This is a genomic window from Comamonas resistens (assembly GCF_030064165.1).
Classification (GTDB): Bacteria; Pseudomonadota; Gammaproteobacteria; order Burkholderiales; family Burkholderiaceae_C; genus Comamonas; species Comamonas resistens.
This window is the reverse complement of the sequence record NZ_CP125947.1, coordinates 3,662,730-3,684,059: the sequence shown is the minus strand read 5'-3', so window position 1 is coordinate 3,684,059 and position 21,330 is coordinate 3,662,730. Positions and strand designations below refer to the sequence as shown.

Here is a 21,330-nt window from a genome sequence, read left to right as displayed (position 1 = left end):
GGGCTGTAGTCGGACTTTCTTCAGTTCCGGCTTGCTGCGGTGCTCTGGCTGGCCAGGTAGGCCTCATGCACCTCGCGGCCCAGCTCGATGACGGACAGCGCATAGAAGGCCGACCAGTTGTAGCGTGTGATGGCGTAGAAGTTCTCGGTGCCCGCGATGTATTCGGTGGGGCCGGAGCTGCCGTTTTTCAGCTCTATCAGCGCCAGAGGGCGTTCATAGCCCTCGGCACCCAGCACGCGCACGCCGCGCTCGGCCATTTGCGCGGCAGTGAATGTGGGGTTGATATCGGGTGCCAGCAGGGTTGCCAGGTTCTCGCCCTGGGCGCGCATGTCTACGGCGAAGTTGGTGGGCAGGCCGGGCTTCCAGCCATGGCCGATGAAGTAGTTGGCTACTGAACCAATGGCATCGCTGGCGCTGTTGAACAGGTCGATGCGGCCGTCCCCGTCAAAGTCGACCGCATACTTGTCCCAGCTGGTGGGCATGAACTGGCCCAGGCCCATGGCTCCGGCATAGCTGCCGCGCAGTGCAAACGGATCGCTGCCCGTGCGGTTGGCCGTGACCAATACCTGCTCCAGCTCGCCCCGGAAGTAGTCGGTGCGAGCCTGGGCGCGTGGGTGGGACTGGGGAAAGTCCAGCGTCAGCGTGGCCAGTGCATCCATCACGCGGAAATTGCCCATGTTGCGGCCGTAGATGGTTTCCACACCGATGATGCCGACGATGATTTCGGCCGGCACGCCAAACTGCTGCTCGGCACGTTCCAGCGCCTGGCGGTTGGCCTGCCAGAAGCTGGCGCCGGCGCGTATGCGCACAGGGTCGATAAAGCGGCTGCGATACACGGTCCAGTTCTTCACGAAGGTCTTGCCTGCCGGCGTCATCAGGCGTGTGACCACGGGCAGATTGCGTGCCTCGCTCAGTTGCGCGCGCACCCAGTCGGCCGGCAGATCGCGGCGGACGGCAATATCGTTGGCCAGTTGCATGGCGTCGTCGCGGCTGGCATAGGCCACAACCGCTGCGGCAGCACTGGCTGCGGCTACGGGAGCAGCTTTCTTGCGGTTTGTCTTTTTGTGGGGTGCTGCGCTGGCACTGGCAGCCAGCAGGCAAAGACTCAGGACGGCTGTGGCGGCGGCGGTGAAGCGCTTGGGAAACATGGAATGAATGCTCATGCTTGATGGGGTAGAGGTTGGGGCCAGCGCTGGCGCTGCAACTGACGCCAGCGTTGGCGCAATGCATTCAGCTCGGATGGCATATTGTCGTTGGGCGCGGCATAGCGCAGCCGCTCCATGTCCAGCAGCCAGTCGGATAAGGCTGCAGCAAAAGAGGCAGAGCTGGCATCGGCGCCCCAGCGGGACTGTGCCGAGCTGGCCAGGCTACGGGCCGAAATGCTGGCGCCGCCTTCCAGCCCCGCGCGTTGCAGGCGCAGCCTGGCGCTGTGCATGAGCTGGCTCCAGCCGTCGCGCTGTGGGCGTGTGGCGCGGGCCCAGATCAGCCAGAGCAGGGCCAGCGTGCTCAAACTGGCAGCCAGCAGGCGCAGCAAATCGGTCCAGCTCGGTGATTCAAAGCCCAGGCTCTGCAGCAGATTGAGCTGGCGGCTTTGCGTGTAGTTGATGACCCACTGGTTCCAGCGGTTGTTGACGGCCTCCCAGATGGCCCGCATTTTTTCCAGCGTGCTCACATCGACAAAATTTCCAACGGCGCTGGCGATGGCTCCGCGTGGTGCAATCAGACGCTGAAACTGGCCGACGCGCCCTGGCGAAACGGCGGCGGTGGGGTCCACGCGGGTCCAGCCCTGGCCGGCAATCCAGACCTCGGTCCAGGCATGGGCGTCGCTGTTGCGCACGGTCCAGTAGTTGTCCACGCGGTTGCGGTCGCCACCCTGATAGCCGGTGACGATGCGCGCAGGCACGCCCATGCCGCGCATGAGCACGGCAAAGGCCGAAGCGATGTGTTCGCAAAAACCTTGCTTGCTGTCGAACCAGAAGTCGTCGGCGGTATGGATGGTGTTCACGACGCCGGGCTCCAGCGTGTAGGTGTAGCCGCCGGTTTTCAGGCGCTGCAGGGCTGCGGTAATCAGCGCTGTTGCACTTGCATCTGCGCCTAGCTGGGAGCGCAGTTGCTCCCCCAGCGCCAAGGTGCGCGGGTTGCTGCCCACCGGAAGTTGCAGATAGCGCTTGAGTTCAGGTGCTGGTTGCAGCGGGCCGTGGCTGAACTCGGTATAGCTTTGTGCATCGACACGCAGCACATCGGTGATCGGGCGCCAGCTCAGCCACTGCAGGCTGGCTGTCATGCGCAAGCGACCTACCGAGGCGCCTGGCGGAATCTGCGGCTCGGCCTTGACGGCATCCAACAAAGTCAGCCAGCGGCGCTTGCTGGGTTCGATCAGCATCTGGTAGCGTATGGGCTCGCCGCTCACGCGCAACTGCGGCAGGGCCATGGCGTCGCTGACCGGATCGGCTTGCCAGTTGCGGCCATCGAACTGGCTGAGCACAGGGCCGCGAAAGTACAGCGTGGAGGCCGGTGGCTCTTTCTCACCGGGCGTATCGAAGCGAATACGCAGTGCCACGCTGTCATCCATGGCCAGCGAGGCCACTTCACCCACGCGCATGTTTTCCGACAAGCCGCTGCGGCCGGCCAGGTCATCGGCGGGAACACCCCACAGCGGCGCCATGCGCGGGAAGAACAGAAACAGCGCGACCATGACCGGTGCCCCCCAGAGTGCCAGCTTGGCTGCGGTGCGCAGCGCCTGCATCAGAGGTGGCTTGCCAGCGGTCATATGGGCATTGACCAGGGCCGTGAGCAGTCCCATCAATCCCAGCACCATGGCGGCAGCCGTGGGCAGGGACTGGGAATAGAAAAAGTTGCTCAGCAGCACGAAAAAGCCGAGGAAGAACACCACCATGGCGTCGCGTCGTGCACGCAGCTCCAAGGTCTTGAGCGCCAGCAGCATGACGACCAGCGTCACACCGGCGTCGCGGCCCACGATGGTTTTGTGCGCGGCCCAGGTGGCGGCAATGGCAATGACCAGTGCCCCGGCCAGCACCCAGCGGCCGGGCAAGGCCGTGCCCGTCAGAGCCAGTCTTGCGCGCCACAGCAGCAGGGCTGCCGCAAAGGCACTGCTCCACCAGGGCATGTGCTGCGCCTGGGGCAGCATGATCCAGGCAATGACGGCGAGCAGAAACAAGGTGTCCCGCGCATCGCGCGGCAGCGAGCCCAGCTTCTGCTGCCAGCTCGTTCCGGAAGAAATCGGTGCGGTACTGCTCATGATGCGGCCAATGCCTCCAGGCAGCGCGTGGCATGCTGCGCGCCGCTGCCGGGGGCGATCTCCTGGCCTCCGGGCAGGCGCAGGCCCCAGGTACGGCCCTGCTGCTGGGCCATCAGCACCCAGGCCGTAAGGCGCGAAAGCCGGGCCTCATGGTCGGCGAGGCCCGTATGGCGCACATCGAGCCAGAGGCGGTGATGGTGGGCGAATGGCCGGTCGCGGCTGACCAGTTGGTGGCTGCCTGCGGCAAACGACTGGGCCGCCTTTTTCCAGACCACCAGCTTGAGCGGGTCGCCATTCTGGTAGGCGCGCACGCCATCGAAATCTTCACCGCTACGCACCTGGGCGCTGCTGCGGCCGCCGGCTTCGGGGCTGGCGGCGGGCAAGGGCGGCGCATGGGTTTCAGGGGCTGGATAGACCCAGACCTTGCTGGCAGGCCGCCACAGCGCCCAGACACGAAAGGCTCCCAGCGGGTAGCGCGTCAGAACCGTGATGGCGGGCAATTCCTGCTGGCCGCGTTGGGTTGGCACAAAGCTCAGTTGCACGGCTGCATCCCCTTGCTCGGGCACATCCACCCAGGTCCAGGAATGGCCTTCGGACCTGGTCCGTACGGCATCTCTCAGTGCCAGGCCTATGCCCCAGCGCCTTGATGGGCGGGCGTTGTGCAGCTTCAGCTGCACGGGGCAGGGAGCATGAGCAAAGCAGCCGCCCTGCGTGCCGCTGTGAGTGAGGCTGAGCTGCAAGCCACGCAGATTGCCGTGACCCACGACCATGCTGGCTGCAGCGCTGCCAGCCAGCAAAAAGGTCAGCAGATAGCCGAGGTTGAGCTGGTAGTTGATGGCCGCAATCAGCAGCACGATCAGCGTGGCCAGCATGGCCCAGCCTGCACGAGAAGGCAGGATATAGACATTGCCCTGGGTCAAGGTGAGCTGGTCGTTGCGCGGCAGGCGTGCCAGCATCCAGGCGTGAAAAGCGTTGCGTGCTTGGGGTAATTTGAGGGATTCTGGCTTGTGGCCCTTGCTGATAAAGCGCTTCATGCTACGAAATTCATGGCTGATGTTCATCAGCAGCATCAGGACAGAGGCACGGCCTGCATCATGGCCCGCACCTGCTCCACCGCGCCGCGGCCCGCATGGCCCACGGGCACAAGGCGATGGGCAATCACCTGCGGCAGGATGGTTTGCACATCATCGGGGGCCACATAGTCGCGGCCTTCCATCAGGGCAACGGTCTTGGCAGCGCGCAGCAGCGCAATGCCCGCACGCGGCGACAGCCCCTGGGCAAACCATTGTCCGTTGCGCGTGGCGGTAATCAGGTCCTGCACATAGTTGAGCAGGGCGTCACTGACATGCACGGCCAGCGCGGCACTCTGCAACTGCTGCAGCTCCTGCTGGGAGATGACGGGCAGCAGGGCATCGGCCGCGGCGCGGCGGCCATTGCCGACGAGCAGCTTGCGCTCGGCATCGCGTGACGGGTAGCCCAGACTGATGCGCATGAGAAAACGGTCAAGCTGACTCTCGGGCAGCGGGAAGGTGCCCAGTTGCTCCAGCGGGTTCTGGGTGGCAATCACAAAGAAAGGCGAGGGCAGGCTGTGTGTCTTGCCTTCGGTCGTGACCTGGCGCTCTTCCATGGCTTCCAGCAGCGCGCTCTGTGTTTTGGGGCTGGCGCGGTTGATTTCGTCGGCCAGCAGCACCTGGGCAAATACCGGGCCAGGATGAAACACAAAAGCCTCCTGGCCGCGGTCATAGATGGACACGCCCGTGAGGTCGCTGGGCATGAGGTCGGCGGTGAACTGAACGCGGGAAAACTGCAAGCCAAAACTGTGCGCCAGAGCATGTGCCAGCGTGGTCTTGCCCACGCCCGGGACGTCTTCAATGAGCAGGTGACCGCCCGCTAGCAGACAGGCCACCCCATCCCTGACCTGATCCGGTTTCCCCTCCATCACCGTGTTAAGCTGACTCAAAAGCGCATTAATTGTGTTCTGTGCATGCATGGCAGAAACATATCCTAAATAAGCGATAGCGGAGACATGGCTGTGGGCAAGACAGGTTATTTCACCCACCGGGATTGCTGGTTGCATGAGATGGGCCCGGGACACCCGGAGTGCCCGGCGCGGCTTGACGCGATAGAGGACCGGTTGCTGATCACCGGTGTGGGCGATGCACTGGAGCGCTGCGAGGTGCCCGTGGCCTCATTGGCCGAAATCGAGCTGGCGCATGACCCCATGCATATCGCTGCGCTGCAGGGGCTGACGGGCCGGCTGGAGCAGGAACTGGCGGCGGGCGGACCCGAGCATCGTCAGCTCGATACCGATACCTCCATCAATCGCTACACCTTCAAGGCCGCACTGCGCGCTGCGGGTGCCACGTTGGCTGCCACCGATGCGGTGCTGGCGGGTGAGCTGGAAAACGCGTTTTGCGCCGTGCGTCCGCCAGGCCACCATGCCACGCATAACCAGGCCATGGGCTTTTGCTTTTTCAACAACGTGGCGGTCGGCGTCAAGTATGCGCTGGAGCGCCACCATCTCAAGCGTGTGGCGGTGATCGACTTTGACGTGCATCACGGCAATGGCACGGAAGACATACTGGCCGGTGATGAGCGCGTGCTGATGTGCGGCATCTTCCAGCACCCGTTCTATCCGTTCAGCGGTGACAAGGATCCTGCGCCCAATATGCTGAATGTGCCGATTCCGGCCTATACCAAGGGCATGGACATTCGCGAGATCGTTGAGATGATGTGGATCCCGCGGCTGGAGGAGTTCAAGCCCGAACTGATCTTCATCAGTGCTGGCTTCGATGCCCACCGTGACGACGACATGGGGCAGTTGGGCATGACGGAAAACGACTTTGCCTGGATTACCACGCGCATCAAGGATATTGCCCGGCGCTTTTCCAACGGGCGCATCGTCTCCTGCCTGGAGGGCGGTTATGTAATGGAGGCGTTGGCACGTAGCGTGGAAGCGCATCTGCGTGTGCTGGCCGATATCTGACGCTTGAGTCCTATTTCCAGTCCATTCGCAAGGAGGCAGTGGTGACAGATTCCTTGATCCAGTTTCAGCAGGACGAGCGCGGCGTGGTGCGCCTGACCTTGAATGATCCGCAGCGCTTCAATGCGCTCGGCGAAGCCATGTTGATGGAGCTGCAGCAGGCGCTGGATACGGTCGCCAAAGACTCCCGGGCCCGGGTGGTGGTGTTGGCTGCTCAGGGCAAGGCTTTTTGCGCGGGGCATAACCTCAAGGACATGGCGACCCATGTCGAGCTGGCCTATTACCAGCAACTGTTCGCTAGTTGCAGTCGCATGATGCTGTCGATCCAGAAGCTGCCGGTGCCTGTCATTGCGAGAGTTCACGGGATTGCGACGGCGGCTGGCTGCCAACTGGTGGCGCAGTGCGATCTGGCCGTGGCCAGTGACCAGGCCCGCTTTGCCACCAGCGGCATCCAGTATGGGCTGTTCTGCTCCACGCCAAGTGTTCCTTTGGTGCGCAACATGCCCATCAAGCAATCCATGGAGATGCTGTTGACCGGTGAATTCATCGATGCACCAACGGCGCTGCACTATGGCTTGCTCAACCGAGTGGTACCTGCCCAGCAACTGGACGAGGCCGTGGATGCCTTGGTCGATTCCATTGTGAGCAAGCCTCGCATGGCGATCCGCATGGGCAAGGAACTGGTCTACAGGCAGCGGGAAATGGGCCTGGAGTCCGCTTACCAGCTGGCAGGTCAGACCATGGCTACGAATATGCTCGATATCGATGCGCAGGAAGGCGCTCAGGCATTTGCGCAAAAGCGCGCACCGCAGTGGCAGCGGTGAGTGCCCGTCCATTTGAACGACGTAAGCCATCGTCAGAGGTGTTAGCGTGTCGCCGGATTGGATGCTGGCATGGCGCTCGCATCAATCGCAGGCCTAGGTATTACCCTAGGCTGACTCCTGAGAGATAGCCGATTTCCTGGAAGTCGTGCATAAAATAGAACGGTCGTTCTTTTTGTGTCCGGTGCCTGAGATGGCCCGAGCTGAAGATCTCCAGAAAGATTGTCTGGAAAATTGTTCGGAGAGTGTTGCAGCGCCGCATAAAATGAATCCAGTTTACGTAAACGTCAATGCATTAATCATTAAGGAGCCGCAGCAATGAAGGTATTGGTCCCTGTCAAGCGCGTGGTGGACTACAACGTCAAGGTCCGCGTCAAATCGGACGGCACGGGTGTGGACATCGCCAACGTCAAGATGAGCATGAACCCCTTTGACGAAATCGCCGTCGAGGAAGCCGTGCGCCTGAAGGAAAAAGGCGTGGTCACCGAAGTCATCGCCGTCTCCTGCGGCGTGGCCCAGTGCCAGGAAACCCTGCGCACGGCCATGGCCATCGGTGCCGATCGCGGCATCCTGGTCGAGACCGATGTCGAGCTGCAGCCCCTGGCCGTGGCCAAGCTGCTCAAGGCCTTGGTGGACAAGGAGCAACCGGGTCTGGTCATCTGCGGCAAGCAGGCCATCGACGACGATGCCAACCAGACCGGCCAGATGCTGGCGGCCCTGGCCGACCTGCCCCAGGCCACCTTCGCCTCCAAGGTCGAAGTCGCCGGCGACAAGGTGAATGTCACCCGTGAAGTGGACGGCGGCCTGGAAACCGTGGCCCTGTCCACGCCCGCCGTCATCACCACCGACCTGCGCCTGAACGAGCCCCGCTACGTCACCTTGCCCAACATCATGAAGGCCAAGAAAAAGCAGCTCGATACCTTCAAGCCCGAAGATCTGGGCGTGGACGTGACGCCGCGCCTCAAGACCCTGAAGGTCGCCGAGCCCGCCAAGCGCGGCGCTGGCGTCAAGGTGGCCGATGTGGCGGCCCTGGTCGACAAGCTCAAGAACGAAGCCAAAGTGATTTAAAGGAAGAACGACAAATGACTTCTCTCGTTATTGCAGAACACGACAACGCTTCGATCAAGACCGCGACCTTGAACACCGTGACGGCTGCCAAGGCCTGCGGCGGTGATGTGCATGTGCTGGTGGCTGGCGAAGGTGCTGGCGCTGCGGCCGCAGCCGCCGCCCAGATCGCCGGTGTTGCCAAGGTCATCCACGCCGATGGCGCATCGCTGAAGGATGGCCTGGCCGAAAACGTGGCGGCTCAAGTTCTGGCCATCGCTGGCAACTACAGCCACATCCTGTTCCCCTCGACCGCTTCGGGCAAGAACGTCGCACCTCGCGTGGCCGCCAAGCTGGACGTGGCCCAGATCAGCGACATCACCAAGGTGGACTCCGCTGACACCTTCGAGCGCCCCATCTACGCCGGCAACGCCATTGCCACCGTGCAGTCCGCCGATGCCGTCAAGGTCATCACCGTGCGTACCACTGGCTTTGATGCTGCAGCGGCCAGCGGTGGTTCGGCGGCCGTCGAAACAGTGGCTGCAGCGGCCGATTCCGGCAAGAGCGCCTTTGTGGGCCGTGAAGTCACCAAGAGCGACCGTCCCGAGCTGACCGCTGCCAAGATCATCGTCTCCGGCGGCCGCGCCCTGGGCTCGGCCGAGAAGTTCCAGGAAGTCATGACGCCCCTGGCCGACAAGCTGGGTGCCGCCATCGGTGCCAGCCGCGCTGCTGTCGACGCGGGCTACGCGCCCAATGACCTGCAGGTCGGCCAGACCGGCAAGATCGTTGCGCCTCAGCTGTACATCGCAGCCGGCATCTCGGGCGCGATCCAGCACCTGGCGGGCATGAAGGACTCCAAGGTGATCGTGGCGATCAACAAGGACCCGGAGGCGCCGATCTTCTCGGTGGCTGACTACGGTCTGGAGGCGGATCTGTTCACGGCTGTGCCGGAGCTGGTCAAGGCGCTGTAATTTGGTGCACATCAAAAGAGGGGCTGATAGCCCCTCTTTTTCCATAGGCGGCTGAACCGGGCGCGCAGAAATGCTTGAACAATAAAACCGGAGTGGTCTGGTCACTGTCGGTGACTGTTTTTTGGAGGGACGCAATCAATGATGAGCAAGCGCTGGGGTAGCGTGCCGAGCACGCTTCGTGTGGCGGCAGCCATGGTGTGTGGTGGTGTTGCATTCATGGCCCAGGCCGCAGGCTGGACGGTGGGTCAGGTGGCGCCTTTGTCGGGGGCTGACGCGACGCAGGGCCGGGCCTATGCCCAGGGCATGAAGCTGTATTTCGATCAGGTCAACAAGGCGGGCGGTGTTCAAGGGCAATCGGTTGAGCTGGTGGTCGTGGACGATGTGGGCCATCCTGAGGAAACGGTGAGCAAGACCCGCAAGCTGCTCAGCGATAGCAAGCCCGTGGTGCTGGCCGGATTCTTCGGCAATCGCAATATGACGGCCTTGATCGACAGCAAGCTGCTGGAGTCCTCGCCGCTGTCCGTGGTTGGCTATCAGAGCACGGATACGCGGGTGCTGGGGTCCAGCCAGTTTTTTGCGACACGCGCAGGTCTGGCCGAACAGATGAACAAGATTTCCACGCATCTGGCGACCGTGGGCATCACGCGATTGGCCCTGGTGTTTGAAGACCGGCCAGATGCGCAGGCGCTGAACGATCTGGTGAGCAAGGCCGTTGCACCAAGCGGTGCCAAGCTGGTGTCTGCAGCGTCGATCAAGAACAAGTCTTCGGTGGACAAGACGGTGGAGCAACTACGTTCTGCCAAGACTCCCGCCCAGGCCGTGCTGGTGGTGGCCTCCAGCCCCACGACAGCTGCTTTTGTCGAAGCGTATCGCATGGATGGCGGCAATGCCCAGGTGTATGCCACGGCAGAGGCCGATATCGAGCAACTGGCCAAGCGCCTGCCGGTGGAATACATCAGCGGTCTGTCGATTGCCCAGGTCGTGCCAAGTCCCTACAAGGTCTCGGCCAAGCTCAACAAGGAATTCCGCGATGCGGTGACGGCGGCTGGAAAGTCTGTGGAGGTGCCAGTCAGCTTCGCGATGATGGAAGGCTATGTGAATGCCAAGGTCATCGTCGAGGCCATGCGCCGCAGCCAGCCGGTGACGCCCGAGAAGGTCACTGCAGCCTTGCGCACACTCGATGCCTATGACCTGGGTGGCTATTGGGTGGGGTATCGCCCCGGATCCCAGATCGGGTCCAAGTATGTGGACCTGTCCATTGTCAACGCCTCCGGGCGGGTGACTCAGTAAACAGCGATAACAAGGCCCGCAGTGCTCAGTGCTGACGGGCCATTTTTCAGGAGTTCAAGCACGATGACATACACCGCCCCCATCAAGGACATGCTGTTCGACATGGAGCACCTTGCCCGTATCGATCAGGTCGCCCAGATTCCCGGCTTTGAAGACGCAGGCCTGGAGACCGCCCAGGCTGTGCTCGAAGAATGCGCCAAGCTCTGCGAGGGCGTGGTCGCTCCGCTCAACGTGCCCGGTGATCTGCACCCGTCTTCCTTCAAGGACGGCGTGGTTACGACCACGGCTGGCTTTGTCGATGCTTTCAAGCAGTACGCCGAAGGCGGCTGGCAGGGCCTGCAGCACCCCACGGACTTCGGCGGGCAGGGTCTGCCCAAGACCATCGGTGCGGCCTGCATCGAGATGCTCAACAGCGCCAACCTGAGTTTTGCGCTGTGCCCGCTGCTGACCGACGGCGCGATTGAAGCCCTGCTCACGGCCGGCAGCGATGCGCTCAAGTCCACCTATCTGGAGAAGCTGGTGACCGGCGAGTGGACCGGCACCATGAACCTGACCGAGCCCCAGGCCGGCTCCGATCTGGCCCTGGTGCGCACCAAGGCTGAGCCCCAGGGCGATGGCAGCTACAAGGTCTTCGGCACCAAGATCTTCATCACCTACGGTGAGCACGATATGGCGGACAACATCGTGCACCTGGTGCTGGCCCGCGTGGCCGGGGCGCCCGAAGGCGTCAAGGGCATCAGCCTGTTTGTCGTGCCCAAGTTCCTCGTGAACCAGGACGGCTCGCTGGGCGCGCGCAACGATGTGCACTGCGTCAGCATCGAGCACAAGATGGGCATCAAGGCCTCGCCCACGGCCGTGCTGCAGTATGGCGACAACGGTGGTGCCATCGGTTATCTCGTAGGTGAAGAAAACCGTGGCCTTGAGTACATGTTCATCATGATGAATGCAGCCCGCTACGCCGTGGGCGTGCAGGGCATTGCCGTGGCCGAGCGTGCCTACCAGCATGCCGTGGCCTACGCCAAGGAGCGTGTGCAAAGCCGCCCCGTCGACGGCTCCGTGAAGGCCAGCGCCACCATCATCCACCACCCCGATGTGCGCCGCATGCTCATGACCATGCGTGCCAGCAACGAAGGCTGCCGCGCCATGGCCACCACGGCCGCTGCTGCTTATGACGCCGCCCACCACCATCCCGATGCCGCGGTGCGCGAGGCCAATGCCACTTTCTATGAATTCATGGTGCCCCTGGTCAAGGGCTACAGCACCGAGATGAGCCTGGAAGTCACCAGCCTGGGCGTGCAGGTGCATGGCGGCATGGGCTTCATCGAGGAAACCGGCGCTGCGCAGTACTACCGCGATGCCAAGATCCTGACCATCTACGAAGGCACGACCGCCATCCAGGCCAATGACCTCGTGGGCCGCAAGACCGCGCGTGATGGCGGCCAGACCGCCAAGGCCATTGCCGCGCAGATCGAAAAAACCGAAGGCGAGCTCAAGGCCAGCGGCAGCGACATCGCCCGGTCCGTGGCCAAACACCTGGGCGAAGCCCGCCAGGCCTTTGTGCGGGTGGTGGACTTCATCGTCGAGCAGGCCAAGGCCGACCCCAATGCCGTGTATGCGGGCAGCGTGCCCTATCTGATGCTGGCCGGCAATCTGGTCGCCGGCTGGCAGCTGGGCCGCTCGGTGCTGGTGGCGCAGGAGCTGTTGCAAAAGGGACAGGACGCCGCATTCATGCAGGCGAAACTGGCGACGGCCCGGTTCTACGCCGAGCACATTCTGACGCGGGTGCCCGGCCAGGCCGACGCCGTGATCAACGGTGCGGCCAGTGTGATGGCATTGCCCATGGATCAGTTCTGAGCCTGATTGGCTACTATTGAAACAAGAGCTGCTGACGCTTGATGGATAAGCGTTAGCGGCCAATTTGACCTGAGAAAATACCAACAAGGAGACAAGTCATGTCCAATCTGCCATCTGTTTTGCAAAAGCTGGCCCTGCCGGTGATCGGCTCGCCGCTGTTCATCATCAGCAACCCCAAGCTGGTGATAGAGCAATGCAAGGCCGGCGTTGTTGGCTCCATGCCTGCCCTCAATGCTCGCCCAGCCGAGCAACTGGAGGACTGGCTGGCGGAAATTACGGAAACCCTGGCGGCCTGGGACAAGGCCAACCCGGATCGCCCCTCGGCGCCGTTTGCCATCAACCAGATCGTGCACAAGAGCAATGACCGCCTGGAGCACGATATGCAGGTCTGCGCCAAGTACAAGGTGCCCATCGTCATCACCAGCCTGGGCGCGCGCGAGGACGTGAACCAGGCCGTGCACAGCTGGGGCGGCGTGGTGCTGCACGACATCATCAACAACAAGTTCGCGCGCAAGGCCATCGAGAAGGGCGCCGACGGCCTGATCGCCGTGGCAGCCGGCGCGGGTGGCCACGCAGGGGTGAAGAGCCCGTTTGCGCTGATTCAGGAAATTCGTCAGTGGTTTGACGGACCCGTGGCGCTGTCCGGTGCGATTTCAACGGGCGATGCCGTACTGGCTGCCCAGGCCATGGGTGCGGACTTTGCCTATATCGGCTCGGCCTTCATCGCCACCGAGGAGGCGCGCGCCGTGGAGGCCTACAAACAGGCGATTGTCGATGGCAGCTCTGACGATGTGATCTACAGCAATCTGTTCACAGGCGTGCACGGCAACTATCTGGCGCCTTCGATTCGTGCAGCAGGTCTGGACCCGGACAATCTGCCCGAGTCCGACCCCAGCAAGATGAACTTTGGCGGTGGTGCCCAGAAGGCCTGGAAGGATATCTGGGGCTGTGGTCAGGGCATTGGCGCCATCGAGAAAGTCGTGCCTGCGGCAGAGTTGGTGGCGCGACTCAAGCGCGAATATGCACAAGCCAGATCGCGTCTGCTGGGCGCTTGATTCCTGGATTTTCCAACATTGAAAACGGCACCTTCGGGTGCCGTTTTTTTGTTTCACGATGACTCCAGCACCGCATTTCGCTGGACTACGCCAAGGCTCGATACAGCAGGTTTATCAATCACTTAGGCGAGTTCAACATATGCCGGTGCTTTCCGAAACTTGACCCGGCTTCCCCTCGCGTGGCTCCCATGCGGCTCTTGGAAACCGGGCTTTCCGAGGAGTCATCATGGCGAAGATCAAGCTCACCAAGTCCGCAGTCGATGCGGCGCAACCTCAAGACAAGGCCATCGAACTGCGGGATACCGTGGTGCCTGGCTTTCTGTGCAAGATCACCCCGGCGGGCCGCAAGGTGTTCATGCTCCAGTACCGCACGAATGCCGGCGAGCGACGCAAGCCCGCCTTGGGCCAGTACGGGGAACTGACGGTCGATCAGGCACGCACGATGGCGCAGGAGTGGCTGGCCGAGGTGCGCAGGGGGGGCGACCCCGGCGCGGCCAAGAACGCCGCCCGCAAGGCACCGACCATGAAGGAGTTTTGCCACACCTTCATGGAGGACTATTCCAAACAGCGCAACAAGCCCAGCACGCAGCGCGGCTATCAGGGCGTGATTGACCGCTGCATCATTCCGATCATGGGCCGGATGAAGGTGCAGGATGTGAAGCGCCCGGACGTGGCGGCGCTGATGAAGAAGCTGGCCTACAAGCAAGCCGAGGCGAACCGCACTTTCGGCGTGCTGCGCAAGATGTTCAACCTGGCCGAAGTGTGGGGGCTGCGCCCTGACGGCACGAATCCGTGCCGTCACGTCCCGATGTACCCGCCCGGCAAGGAAACTCGGCTCATCGTGGATGACGAGCTGGTGCGGATCTTCCGTCACCTGAAGTATCTGGAATCTGAGGGACTGGAGAACTACGTCATCCCGCTGGCGATCCGCCTGCAGTTCGAGTTCGCCGCCCGCCGCTCCGAAATCTGCCCGCTGGAGTGGGATTGGATTGATCTGGAGAAGCGCCGCGTCGTCTGGCCTGACAGCAAGACCGGCGGCATCTCCAAGCCCATGAGCGAGGAAGCCTATCGGCTGCTGTCCACAGCGCCGCGCCGGGAAGGCTGCCCCTACGTCCTACCTTCGCCCAACGATCCGACTCGGCACATGACCCACGGTGAACACTACGGCGGCTGGACTCGCGTGCTCAAGGCCGCTGGTGTGCCGCACGTTGGCACGCACGGCATTCGCCACCGGGCGACCACTGATATTGCCAACTCGGGCGTGCCAACCAAGGTGGGCATGAAGCTCACAGGTCACAAGACCGTGGCGATGTTTATGCACTATGTTCATACCGAGGACAAGCCTGTACGGGATGCCGCCGAACTGGTAGCGAGTCGGCGGCTGGCGATTACGGGCGCATCGTGCCCTGCGGAAGCTACGGTATGAGCGGCGGCCGGTACCCCAGCCTTGCCTGTCCCGATTGTCGTGTCGCTGTCACAACAATCGAGCGTACCGTTCCTCTCGTGGTGGTACGGCAAGGGATTGAAAGATATGCCCGTTACGGGTATAGTTTGGAGGTTGATGTGAAGAGCATCCTCAAGCGCAAGGACTTTGCACGGTGGCAGGCGGGCGAGAAGCTGCCCGATGCTGCATTGTGCAAGGCAGTTCAGGAGATGGAAAGCGGTCTGATTGATGCGGACTTGGGCGGCTTCCTCTACAAGAAGCGGGTGGCCCGTCCCGGTGGTGGGAAGAGCGGCGGCTACCGCACGCTGCTGTCGGCCAGGATTGGCAGCCGCTATGTGTTCCTACATGGGTTCCCCAAGAGCGACAAGGCGAACGTCACGCAGGATGAGAAGAAGGCGCTGCAATTCGCCGGCAAGGTGTTTCTGGAACTGACTGCAGAAGCCCTGTCGAAAGCATTGCAGGTTGGCGTGTTAATGGAGGTGCATTGTGAGCAAGATCATTGAATCGCTGCGCGGCGACCTGGCGGCGCTCCACGAGGCAGGAGCCATCGGCAAGGTGACGATGCGCGAGTTTGACGCGATTTGCCCGCCGCCGGTGCGGGAGTTCGACGCGGCCGACATTAAGCGCCTGCGCGAAGGCTTGAAGTTCAGTCAGCCGGTGTTCGCGCTGCACCTGCATACCACGGCATCGACCGTGCGCAAGTGGGAGCAAGGCGAGACTCGCCCGGCCGGCCCGGCGCTCAAGCTGCTCAACTTAATTGCAGACAAGGGCTTGCAGGCCATCATCTGATGGCTAGTCAATTTTGAGGTGGGTTGGCTACAAGTTAACTTGATCGAGCAGCAATGGCGTCGGCAGGGGAAGCAAGACGGCCAAGAGCAAATTTTCAAATATATTCAGGCTGTCTTAAGCCATAAAGTTACCAGGTCGGATTTATGAATTCTGAAAGTATCGTACAAAAAATATGGGACCTTTGTCATGTCCTTCGAGGTGATGGTGTTAGCTACCACGAATACATTTCGGAACTGACTTATCTTCTTTTTCTTAAAATTGCAGAGGAAAATAAGACGGAGAATCTCATTCCAGATGGGAGACGATGGAGCGATCTTGTCGCTTATAAGGGTGATAATCTTCTAGATTTTTATCGGGAAATGCTTACGTACCTAGGCGCGCATGCTTCAAGCGAAGCAGTGCGCAAAATTTATGCCTTCCCGACAACCGTATTCTCGCATTCAGAAAACCTCAAGGCGGTTATTGATGGAATCGCAAAGCTTGACTGGCATTCAATAACATTTGATGGCATGGGGGGTATTTACGAAGGGCTGCTTGCGAAGAACTCTCAGGATGCACGATCCGGTGCGGGTCAGTATTTTACGCCGCGCCCCCTGGTGGATTGTATGATTAAGCTACTTCAGCCACGATTGGGGGAAGTGATACAGGATCCGGCCACCGGCACCGGAGGTTTCTTGATCTCAGCAGATCACTATGTGCGTTCTCAAGTGAGTGAAAAGAAGTACAAGAGTAATCCTCCACGATATGAGGGTGTGGAAATTGAGAAAGGGACGTATCGCATCTGCCTCATGAATGCGTTCCTCCATCGACTTGAGGCTCATCTGATTCTTGGTGATGCACTAACAAAAGATGCAGAAGATCTCTCCCCCGCAGACGTCATTCTTGCAAATCCGCCTTTTGGATCAAAGGCTGGGAGCGCTAGAAAGCAACGAGATGATATCGCTTACGCCACGACCAACAAGCAGCTCGCTTTTCTCCAGCATATATATTTAGGGCTTAAGCCAGGTGGTCGCGCAGCAGTTGTACTCCCTGATAACGCTTTATTCGAAGACGGAGTGGGAAGAAAAATTCGACAAGATCTGATGAATCGTTGCGATCTTCATACGATTTTGAGATTGCCATCCGGGATATTCTATAGTCCAGGCGTGAAGACGAATGTTCTTTTCTTTACCCGTGGCCGAAAGAATACTGGGAATACTCGGGCCGTATGGATTTACGATATGCGCCATGACGCCCCAAGATATGGAAAGAAAAGACCCCTGCAGGCTGCGGACTTCTCCTCATTCGAGGCCGTATATGGCGTTGATCTTGAGGCAATGAAATTACGTAAAGATCAAGGTAAAGGGGGGCGCTGGCGCTGCTTTAGTCGAGAAGAAATTGCCGAGAAATTCGATAATTTGAATATCTCATGGCTTTCTGAAACGGAGGCAGATCCTGAAGATGGACTTACAGAACCAGATGACATTTCTGCGGCAATTCTACTTCATCTACGCGCCGCGCTGAGCGAGATAGAGGCGGTTGCCGACGAGTTGGCTGAGAGCTCGGAGACTGACAAATGATCGCCGCGAACTTGGTTTCGGCAGTGACTCAGGGAATTGCCTATTTAGACGGCCGCGGGCTGGAGGTGAATGCAGTTTTCGAGGAGGCCACATATGAGTAAGCTTCCTCAGGGATGGGTGAGCGTTAATATTGCAGATGTGGCGGAAGTTAACCCACGCAAATCAGTCGATCTTTCGCCAGATGAGTTCGTAACATTTGTTCCTATGGCGGCTGTTAGCGAAATAACTGGGACGATCGCCACTCCGATGGGGCGCCCCCTTAGACAAGTTAATAAGGGGTTCACTCAGTTTGCCGAAAATGATGTGATCTTCGCGAAGATTACGCCTTCCATGGAGAATGGAAAGGCTGCCGTTGCTGCCAATCTTACTAATGGGATAGGTTTCGGCTCTACGGAATTTCACGTCTTTCGAAGCAAAGGGGCGGTTCTTCCGAAATTTCTTTGGTATTTCATCCGCCAACAGAGCTTTCGGGATAACGCGCGAAAAGTAATGTCTGGCGCAGTTGGTCAGCAAAGAGTTCCGGCAGATTATTTAAGGAGCCACCCCTTATTGCTGCCCCCTCTCCAAGAACAAGAGCGTATCGTCGCCAAGATAGATAATTTGATTTCCCGTAGTGCGCGTGCTCGTAGCGAATTAAAGAAGATTCCTTCTCTACTAGCGGCATATAAGTCCGCAGTGCTTGAATTAGCTTTCTCGGGAAAATTGACAGCCGATCTTCGCGGCAGTAATTCTGATACTACTTCTGGTCTTCCCGAAGGGTGGACGATACAAAGATTGGGCGATATCAGTGAAATTCAAAGCGGAATCCAAGTTGGGAAACGTAGAAGCGGACAGGAAGAACTAGTTGAGGTGTCGTATCTTCGTGTGGCCAATGTTCAAAGGGGATGGTTGAATCTTGACGAGATCAAGACGATTTTCGTCACCCCGGAAGAGAAAGCCCGTCTTTTATTAGCACAGGGTGACGTGCTCATGAACGAAGGGGGCGATCGTGATAAGTTGGGGCGGGGGTGGGTCTGGAATGGTGAAGTTGACGAATGTATTCACCAAAATCACGTTTTCCGTATCCGTATGAAACCGGCGACCTTGCCGCCAGAATTTGTCTCTCATTTTTCTAACGAGCGTGGTCAACAATATTTTTTTGATGAAGGTACTCAGACGACAAATTTAGCTTCGATCAGTAAAAGAAAGGTAGCGGCTCTGCCACTGCCGGTTCCTCCTTTTGAGGAAGCGGTAGAGATTGTTCGTCGGATAGAACGCACTTTTATGTGGTTAGATCGGGTCGCTGCCAGTCACGGTGGTGCTTCTCAGTTGCTGGAAAAGCTCGACACTGCACTCCTCTCCAAAGCTTTTGAAGGACAACTGATTCCTCAAAACGCAGGTGACGAACCAGCGTCGGCTTTGCTAGAGCGTGTCAAAGCAGAATTTGTGGCACAACCCAGAAAAATTCAAAGTCGAAAGCAGATCTACCAGGGGCAGACACGGGAGAAACTCATGGCGATAGAAAGAACACTTGAGCAGGTTTTAACAGAGGCGAAGAATTGGCTTCCTGCGCAAGACGTATTTCAGCGCTGTGGAATCGGCGACGGAGCGTCTACCGAAGAGATTGAGCGATTGTATTCGGAATTGCGAGATTTGGATTTGGCCGGAAAGCTGGAGACGGAGGCCGTCAATGACGATCAGGGACGTAAAATTTACGACCGCATCCGTTTGAAGGCGGTGTAAGTATGCGCCTAGATAGGATCACCATAGGTAGCCCGAAAAGCAGCCCTACGCATCAGTTCAAAAATCTAAAAAATGTCTCAATCGACTTTGATCAGCAGCATTGGATTACGGTCGTAATTGGATGGAATGGCACGGGAAAGTCAAATGTACTTGAGGCGCTTGCTACCATCTTCCGGGACTTCATTCAAGGGGCGCGAAAACCTGCATTTGCATTCAATCTTGAATACAGGATTTCTTCTGGTTCAACTGCGTTGCACGTCAATATTGATGCTGACCCGGATCGGCCGCGTGATTCACTTATTATTCATGTCGCAACAGACGCAGAGGCTAAAAGCGATGAGTTATTCGACGCCTCTTTCGAGATAAGTTCGAAAACCTCCGCCCTACGAGGAAAAAGAATTCCGCTGAAGAGTTTCTTCGATCCTAAATTCGGGTATTTGCCGCGATATGTATTTGCCTATTATTCAGGTGAAAGTGACCGGCTCTATCAAGTATTCCGTCCATACTTGGAGGATTTTGATAAAAAATTAAGGCGGGGGGAGGATCCTGGATTAAAAAGACTGTTTTATGCCATGCCAGTACATAGCCAGTTTGTCCTGCTGGCATTCCTTATTCAGCAGTCCGATGATGTAAGGAATTTTTTGGCCGAACACTTGGGTATTGATCCAGATGAGGGGATCGAGTCGGTTTTATTTGTACTGCGAGAGCCCCCTTGGGCATCTAAAGAAGGAGACCCTCGCTTTTGGCGTGCTAAGGGAGTCGTCGCCTCTTTTCTGGACCGCCTCTACAATATTGCATTGGCCCCAGTCGAGCTCAGCCGTCGTGAGCGCGTTTCCCTTTGGAGCGACAAGGTACTTCAATTCAAATATTTATACGTTAAAGACATCGCCTCGCTCCGCAAACTGGTGGGTGAGCAGCGTCCGGCTGAATTTTTTCGTGACATGGAAAGCACCCACGTTTCCCAGCTAATTGATGAAGTACGCATTCGGGTGCGCCTCCAAAAGAATGACGGGACAGTTACCTTTCGTGAACTTAGCGAAGGCGAACAACAGCTATTGACGGTTTTAGGCCTGCTTAGATTTACAGCTGAAAGTGAAAGTCTTTTCTTGCTGGATGAGCCCGATACGCACTTAAATCCACGTTGGGCCGTCGACTATTTCAACTATCTACGAACCTTTGCTGGTCAAAGTAATGATGATCGGGAAAATAGCCATATACTGTTAACCACTCATAATCCGCTGGCAATTGCAGAGCTTGTGCGGGAGCAGGTTCAAATTCTGCAGTTATCAAAGGATGCAGAATCGACGCGCATTGTCGCCGTGCACCCGGAACTTGACCCGCGCGGCCTGGGCTACGCTGCAATTGTAACAAGCGATATGTTTGGTATCGCCTCAACGCTTGATCAGCCGACGCATTTGCTCCTAGAGCGGCAAAGGGCATACGCAGGTAAAGAGCACTTGACACCTGAAGAGCTCGCAGCCCTATCTGAAATTAACTCTAAATTGGAACGACTTGGGTTTCGATTTTTCCATCCCGATGAAGAGTATTCCCGCTACCTACGCTTGAGAAGCGCTGCACTGCGCGCTAAGTTTGAGTCGGACGATCCGGAGCAGTTAGCTAACCGGTCAATAGCAATGGAGTCCGAAGAGCGGGAGGAGTTGGGGCAGCGACTCATTCGGGAACTACTTGCCGAGCAGCGCGATAAGCAGGAGCCCGATCAGTGAGGTACATTGACTCGACGCGATTGCGTTTGCCTGATGGTTGGCTGGAGCGTGCGGCTGCGGCAAAAATTGCAGTCGAGAATGGTGCGAATCCAGATGATTATGCCCGGATCTGGAGAGAACTGAAAGACGGATTGGCGAATCTTTTTAATGACAAGTGTTGGTATTGCGAAGTTTCAGTTCCTCGCTCGGATAACGCCGTTGATCATTTTCGACCGAAAGGCCGCGTAAGAGACGCAGAGAATGAGCATAGAGGTTATCGCTGGCTCGCTTTTGAACAGTCGAATTTTCGGTATGCCTGCACGTTCTGCAATTCTCGCCGGAAAGATATCGAGGGTGACACTGCCGGTGGAAAGGCTGATAGGTTCCCACTGTTAGACGAGGCGCGCCGAGTTTATGAGCCAGGGTCTGTCACTGGCGAGCGACCAATTCTGGTCGATCCTTGCGAAGTCGGGGATTGGCGGCTTTTAGGATGCAGAAAAGAGAATGGGAAGCCTTGTGCCACGAGTGATATTCCCGAGCAACGCCAGCGTGCAGATATTTCGATAGAAATATACCATTTGCATCACGAGCCAACTTGCAAACTGCGGCATTCAGAAGCTGTAAAGCTTTTAGGGGATATTGAGGAGGCAAAGGCACTGTTCATTGCGACACAATCTGATGCTTTACAAGAGCCAGCGTTCAAAAGGGTGGCTGCGCGAATATTGAAATCTATTCATGTCGACAGTGCTTTCAGCGGCGAAATGCGGTTTCTGTTGAGCGGAGAGAGGGATATGGCTCACTCTTGGATCCAGACCTTGTTGGAAACTTGATGAAAG

General features: G+C 58.7%; 18 protein-coding genes. 14 read left to right on the top strand and 4 right to left on the bottom strand.

What is annotated here, in order from left to right:
* Nucleotides 1-20: 20 nt before the first annotated feature.
* Genes mltB through QMY55_RS17110 form a run of 4 tightly spaced genes read right to left on the bottom strand, consistent with a single transcriptional unit; the run spans nucleotide 21 to nucleotide 5,249 of the window.
* Nucleotides 21-1,148, bottom strand: coding sequence for a lytic murein transglycosylase B (mltB, locus tag QMY55_RS17125; protein WP_283485355.1), 1,128 nt, complete (start codon nucleotides 1,146-1,148; stop codon nucleotides 21-23).
* A gap of 11 nt (nucleotides 1,149-1,159) precedes the next feature.
* Nucleotides 1,160-3,259 carry a transglutaminase family protein gene (locus tag QMY55_RS17120; protein ID WP_283485354.1) on the bottom strand — a complete coding sequence of 700 codons (2,100 nt, stop codon included), beginning with the start codon at nucleotides 3,257-3,259 and terminating at the stop codon, nucleotides 1,160-1,162.
* The gene (locus QMY55_RS17115) at nucleotides 3,256-4,293 is read right to left on the bottom strand and encodes a DUF58 domain-containing protein (protein ID WP_283485353.1); all 1,038 of its coding nucleotides are present in this window, start codon (nucleotides 4,291-4,293) and stop codon (nucleotides 3,256-3,258) included. Before QMY55_RS17115 ends, QMY55_RS17120 begins: the two co-directional genes overlap by 4 nt.
* Before the next feature lie 35 nt (nucleotides 4,294-4,328).
* Nucleotides 4,329-5,249, bottom strand: a complete 921-nt coding sequence (locus QMY55_RS17110) for an AAA family ATPase (protein ID WP_283485352.1) — start codon at nucleotides 5,247-5,249, stop codon at nucleotides 4,329-4,331.
* A 36-nt stretch (nucleotides 5,250-5,285) separates the two neighbouring features.
* Here QMY55_RS17110 and QMY55_RS17105 point away from each other — a divergent pair, with 36 nt between their 5' ends.
* The 14 genes from QMY55_RS17105 to QMY55_RS17040 all read left to right on the top strand — a co-directional run bounded on the left by QMY55_RS17105 (nucleotide 5,286) and on the right by QMY55_RS17040 (nucleotide 21,324).
* A complete protein-coding gene (locus QMY55_RS17105) occupies nucleotides 5,286-6,245 on the top strand; it encodes a histone deacetylase family protein (protein WP_283485351.1) in 960 nt (319 codons plus the stop codon).
* 41 nt (nucleotides 6,246-6,286) lie between these two features.
* The gene (locus tag QMY55_RS17100; RefSeq protein WP_283485350.1) at nucleotides 6,287-7,066 is read left to right on the top strand and encodes an enoyl-CoA hydratase; all 780 of its coding nucleotides are present in this window, start codon (nucleotides 6,287-6,289) and stop codon (nucleotides 7,064-7,066) included.
* Between the two features lie 315 nt (nucleotides 7,067-7,381).
* Nucleotides 7,382-8,131 (top strand): electron transfer flavoprotein subunit beta/FixA family protein, encoded by a 750-nt coding sequence (locus QMY55_RS17095; protein ID WP_283485349.1) that lies wholly within the window; start codon nucleotides 7,382-7,384, stop codon nucleotides 8,129-8,131.
* Between the two features lie 14 nt (nucleotides 8,132-8,145).
* On the top strand, nucleotides 8,146-9,078 hold the full coding sequence (locus tag QMY55_RS17090; protein ID WP_283485348.1) for an electron transfer flavoprotein subunit alpha/FixB family protein: 933 nt from the start codon (nucleotides 8,146-8,148) through the stop codon (nucleotides 9,076-9,078).
* Nucleotides 9,079-9,216: 138 nt separating this feature from the next.
* A complete protein-coding gene (locus QMY55_RS17085; RefSeq protein WP_283485347.1) occupies nucleotides 9,217-10,368 on the top strand; it encodes an ABC transporter substrate-binding protein in 1,152 nt (383 codons plus the stop codon).
* A gap of 63 nt (nucleotides 10,369-10,431) precedes the next feature.
* Nucleotides 10,432-12,222, top strand: a complete 1,791-nt coding sequence (locus QMY55_RS17080; protein WP_283485346.1) for an acyl-CoA dehydrogenase — start codon at nucleotides 10,432-10,434, stop codon at nucleotides 12,220-12,222.
* A gap of 98 nt (nucleotides 12,223-12,320) precedes the next feature.
* Nucleotides 12,321-13,277, top strand: coding sequence for an NAD(P)H-dependent flavin oxidoreductase (locus tag QMY55_RS17075; RefSeq protein ID WP_283485345.1), 957 nt, complete (start codon nucleotides 12,321-12,323; stop codon nucleotides 13,275-13,277).
* A 226-nt stretch (nucleotides 13,278-13,503) separates the two neighbouring features.
* Nucleotides 13,504-14,703, top strand: coding sequence for a tyrosine-type recombinase/integrase (locus QMY55_RS17070; protein ID WP_003462997.1), 1,200 nt, complete (start codon nucleotides 13,504-13,506; stop codon nucleotides 14,701-14,703).
* Between the two features lie 137 nt (nucleotides 14,704-14,840).
* Complete coding sequence (locus tag QMY55_RS17065) at nucleotides 14,841-15,224, top strand: type II toxin-antitoxin system RelE/ParE family toxin (RefSeq protein WP_003462995.1); 384 nt, start codon at nucleotides 14,841-14,843, stop codon at nucleotides 15,222-15,224.
* Nucleotides 15,208-15,510, top strand: a complete 303-nt coding sequence (locus tag QMY55_RS17060; RefSeq protein WP_027016815.1) for a helix-turn-helix domain-containing protein — start codon at nucleotides 15,208-15,210, stop codon at nucleotides 15,508-15,510. Before QMY55_RS17065 ends, QMY55_RS17060 begins: the two co-directional genes overlap by 17 nt.
* 143 nt (nucleotides 15,511-15,653) lie before the next feature.
* Nucleotides 15,654-17,069 carry a class I SAM-dependent DNA methyltransferase gene (locus QMY55_RS17055; protein ID WP_283485344.1) on the top strand — a complete coding sequence of 472 codons (1,416 nt, stop codon included), beginning with the start codon at nucleotides 15,654-15,656 and terminating at the stop codon, nucleotides 17,067-17,069.
* A 93-nt stretch (nucleotides 17,070-17,162) separates the two neighbouring features.
* On the top strand, nucleotides 17,163-18,791 hold the full coding sequence (locus QMY55_RS17050; protein ID WP_283485343.1) for a restriction endonuclease subunit S: 1,629 nt from the start codon (nucleotides 17,163-17,165) through the stop codon (nucleotides 18,789-18,791).
* A 2-nt stretch (nucleotides 18,792-18,793) separates the two neighbouring features.
* Nucleotides 18,794-20,515 carry an ATP-binding protein gene (locus tag QMY55_RS17045; protein WP_283485342.1) on the top strand — a complete coding sequence of 574 codons (1,722 nt, stop codon included), beginning with the start codon at nucleotides 18,794-18,796 and terminating at the stop codon, nucleotides 20,513-20,515.
* Nucleotides 20,512-21,324, top strand: a complete 813-nt coding sequence (locus tag QMY55_RS17040) for an HNH endonuclease (protein WP_283485341.1) — start codon at nucleotides 20,512-20,514, stop codon at nucleotides 21,322-21,324. Before QMY55_RS17045 ends, QMY55_RS17040 begins: the two co-directional genes overlap by 4 nt.
* Nucleotides 21,325-21,330: the final 6 nt, after the last annotated feature.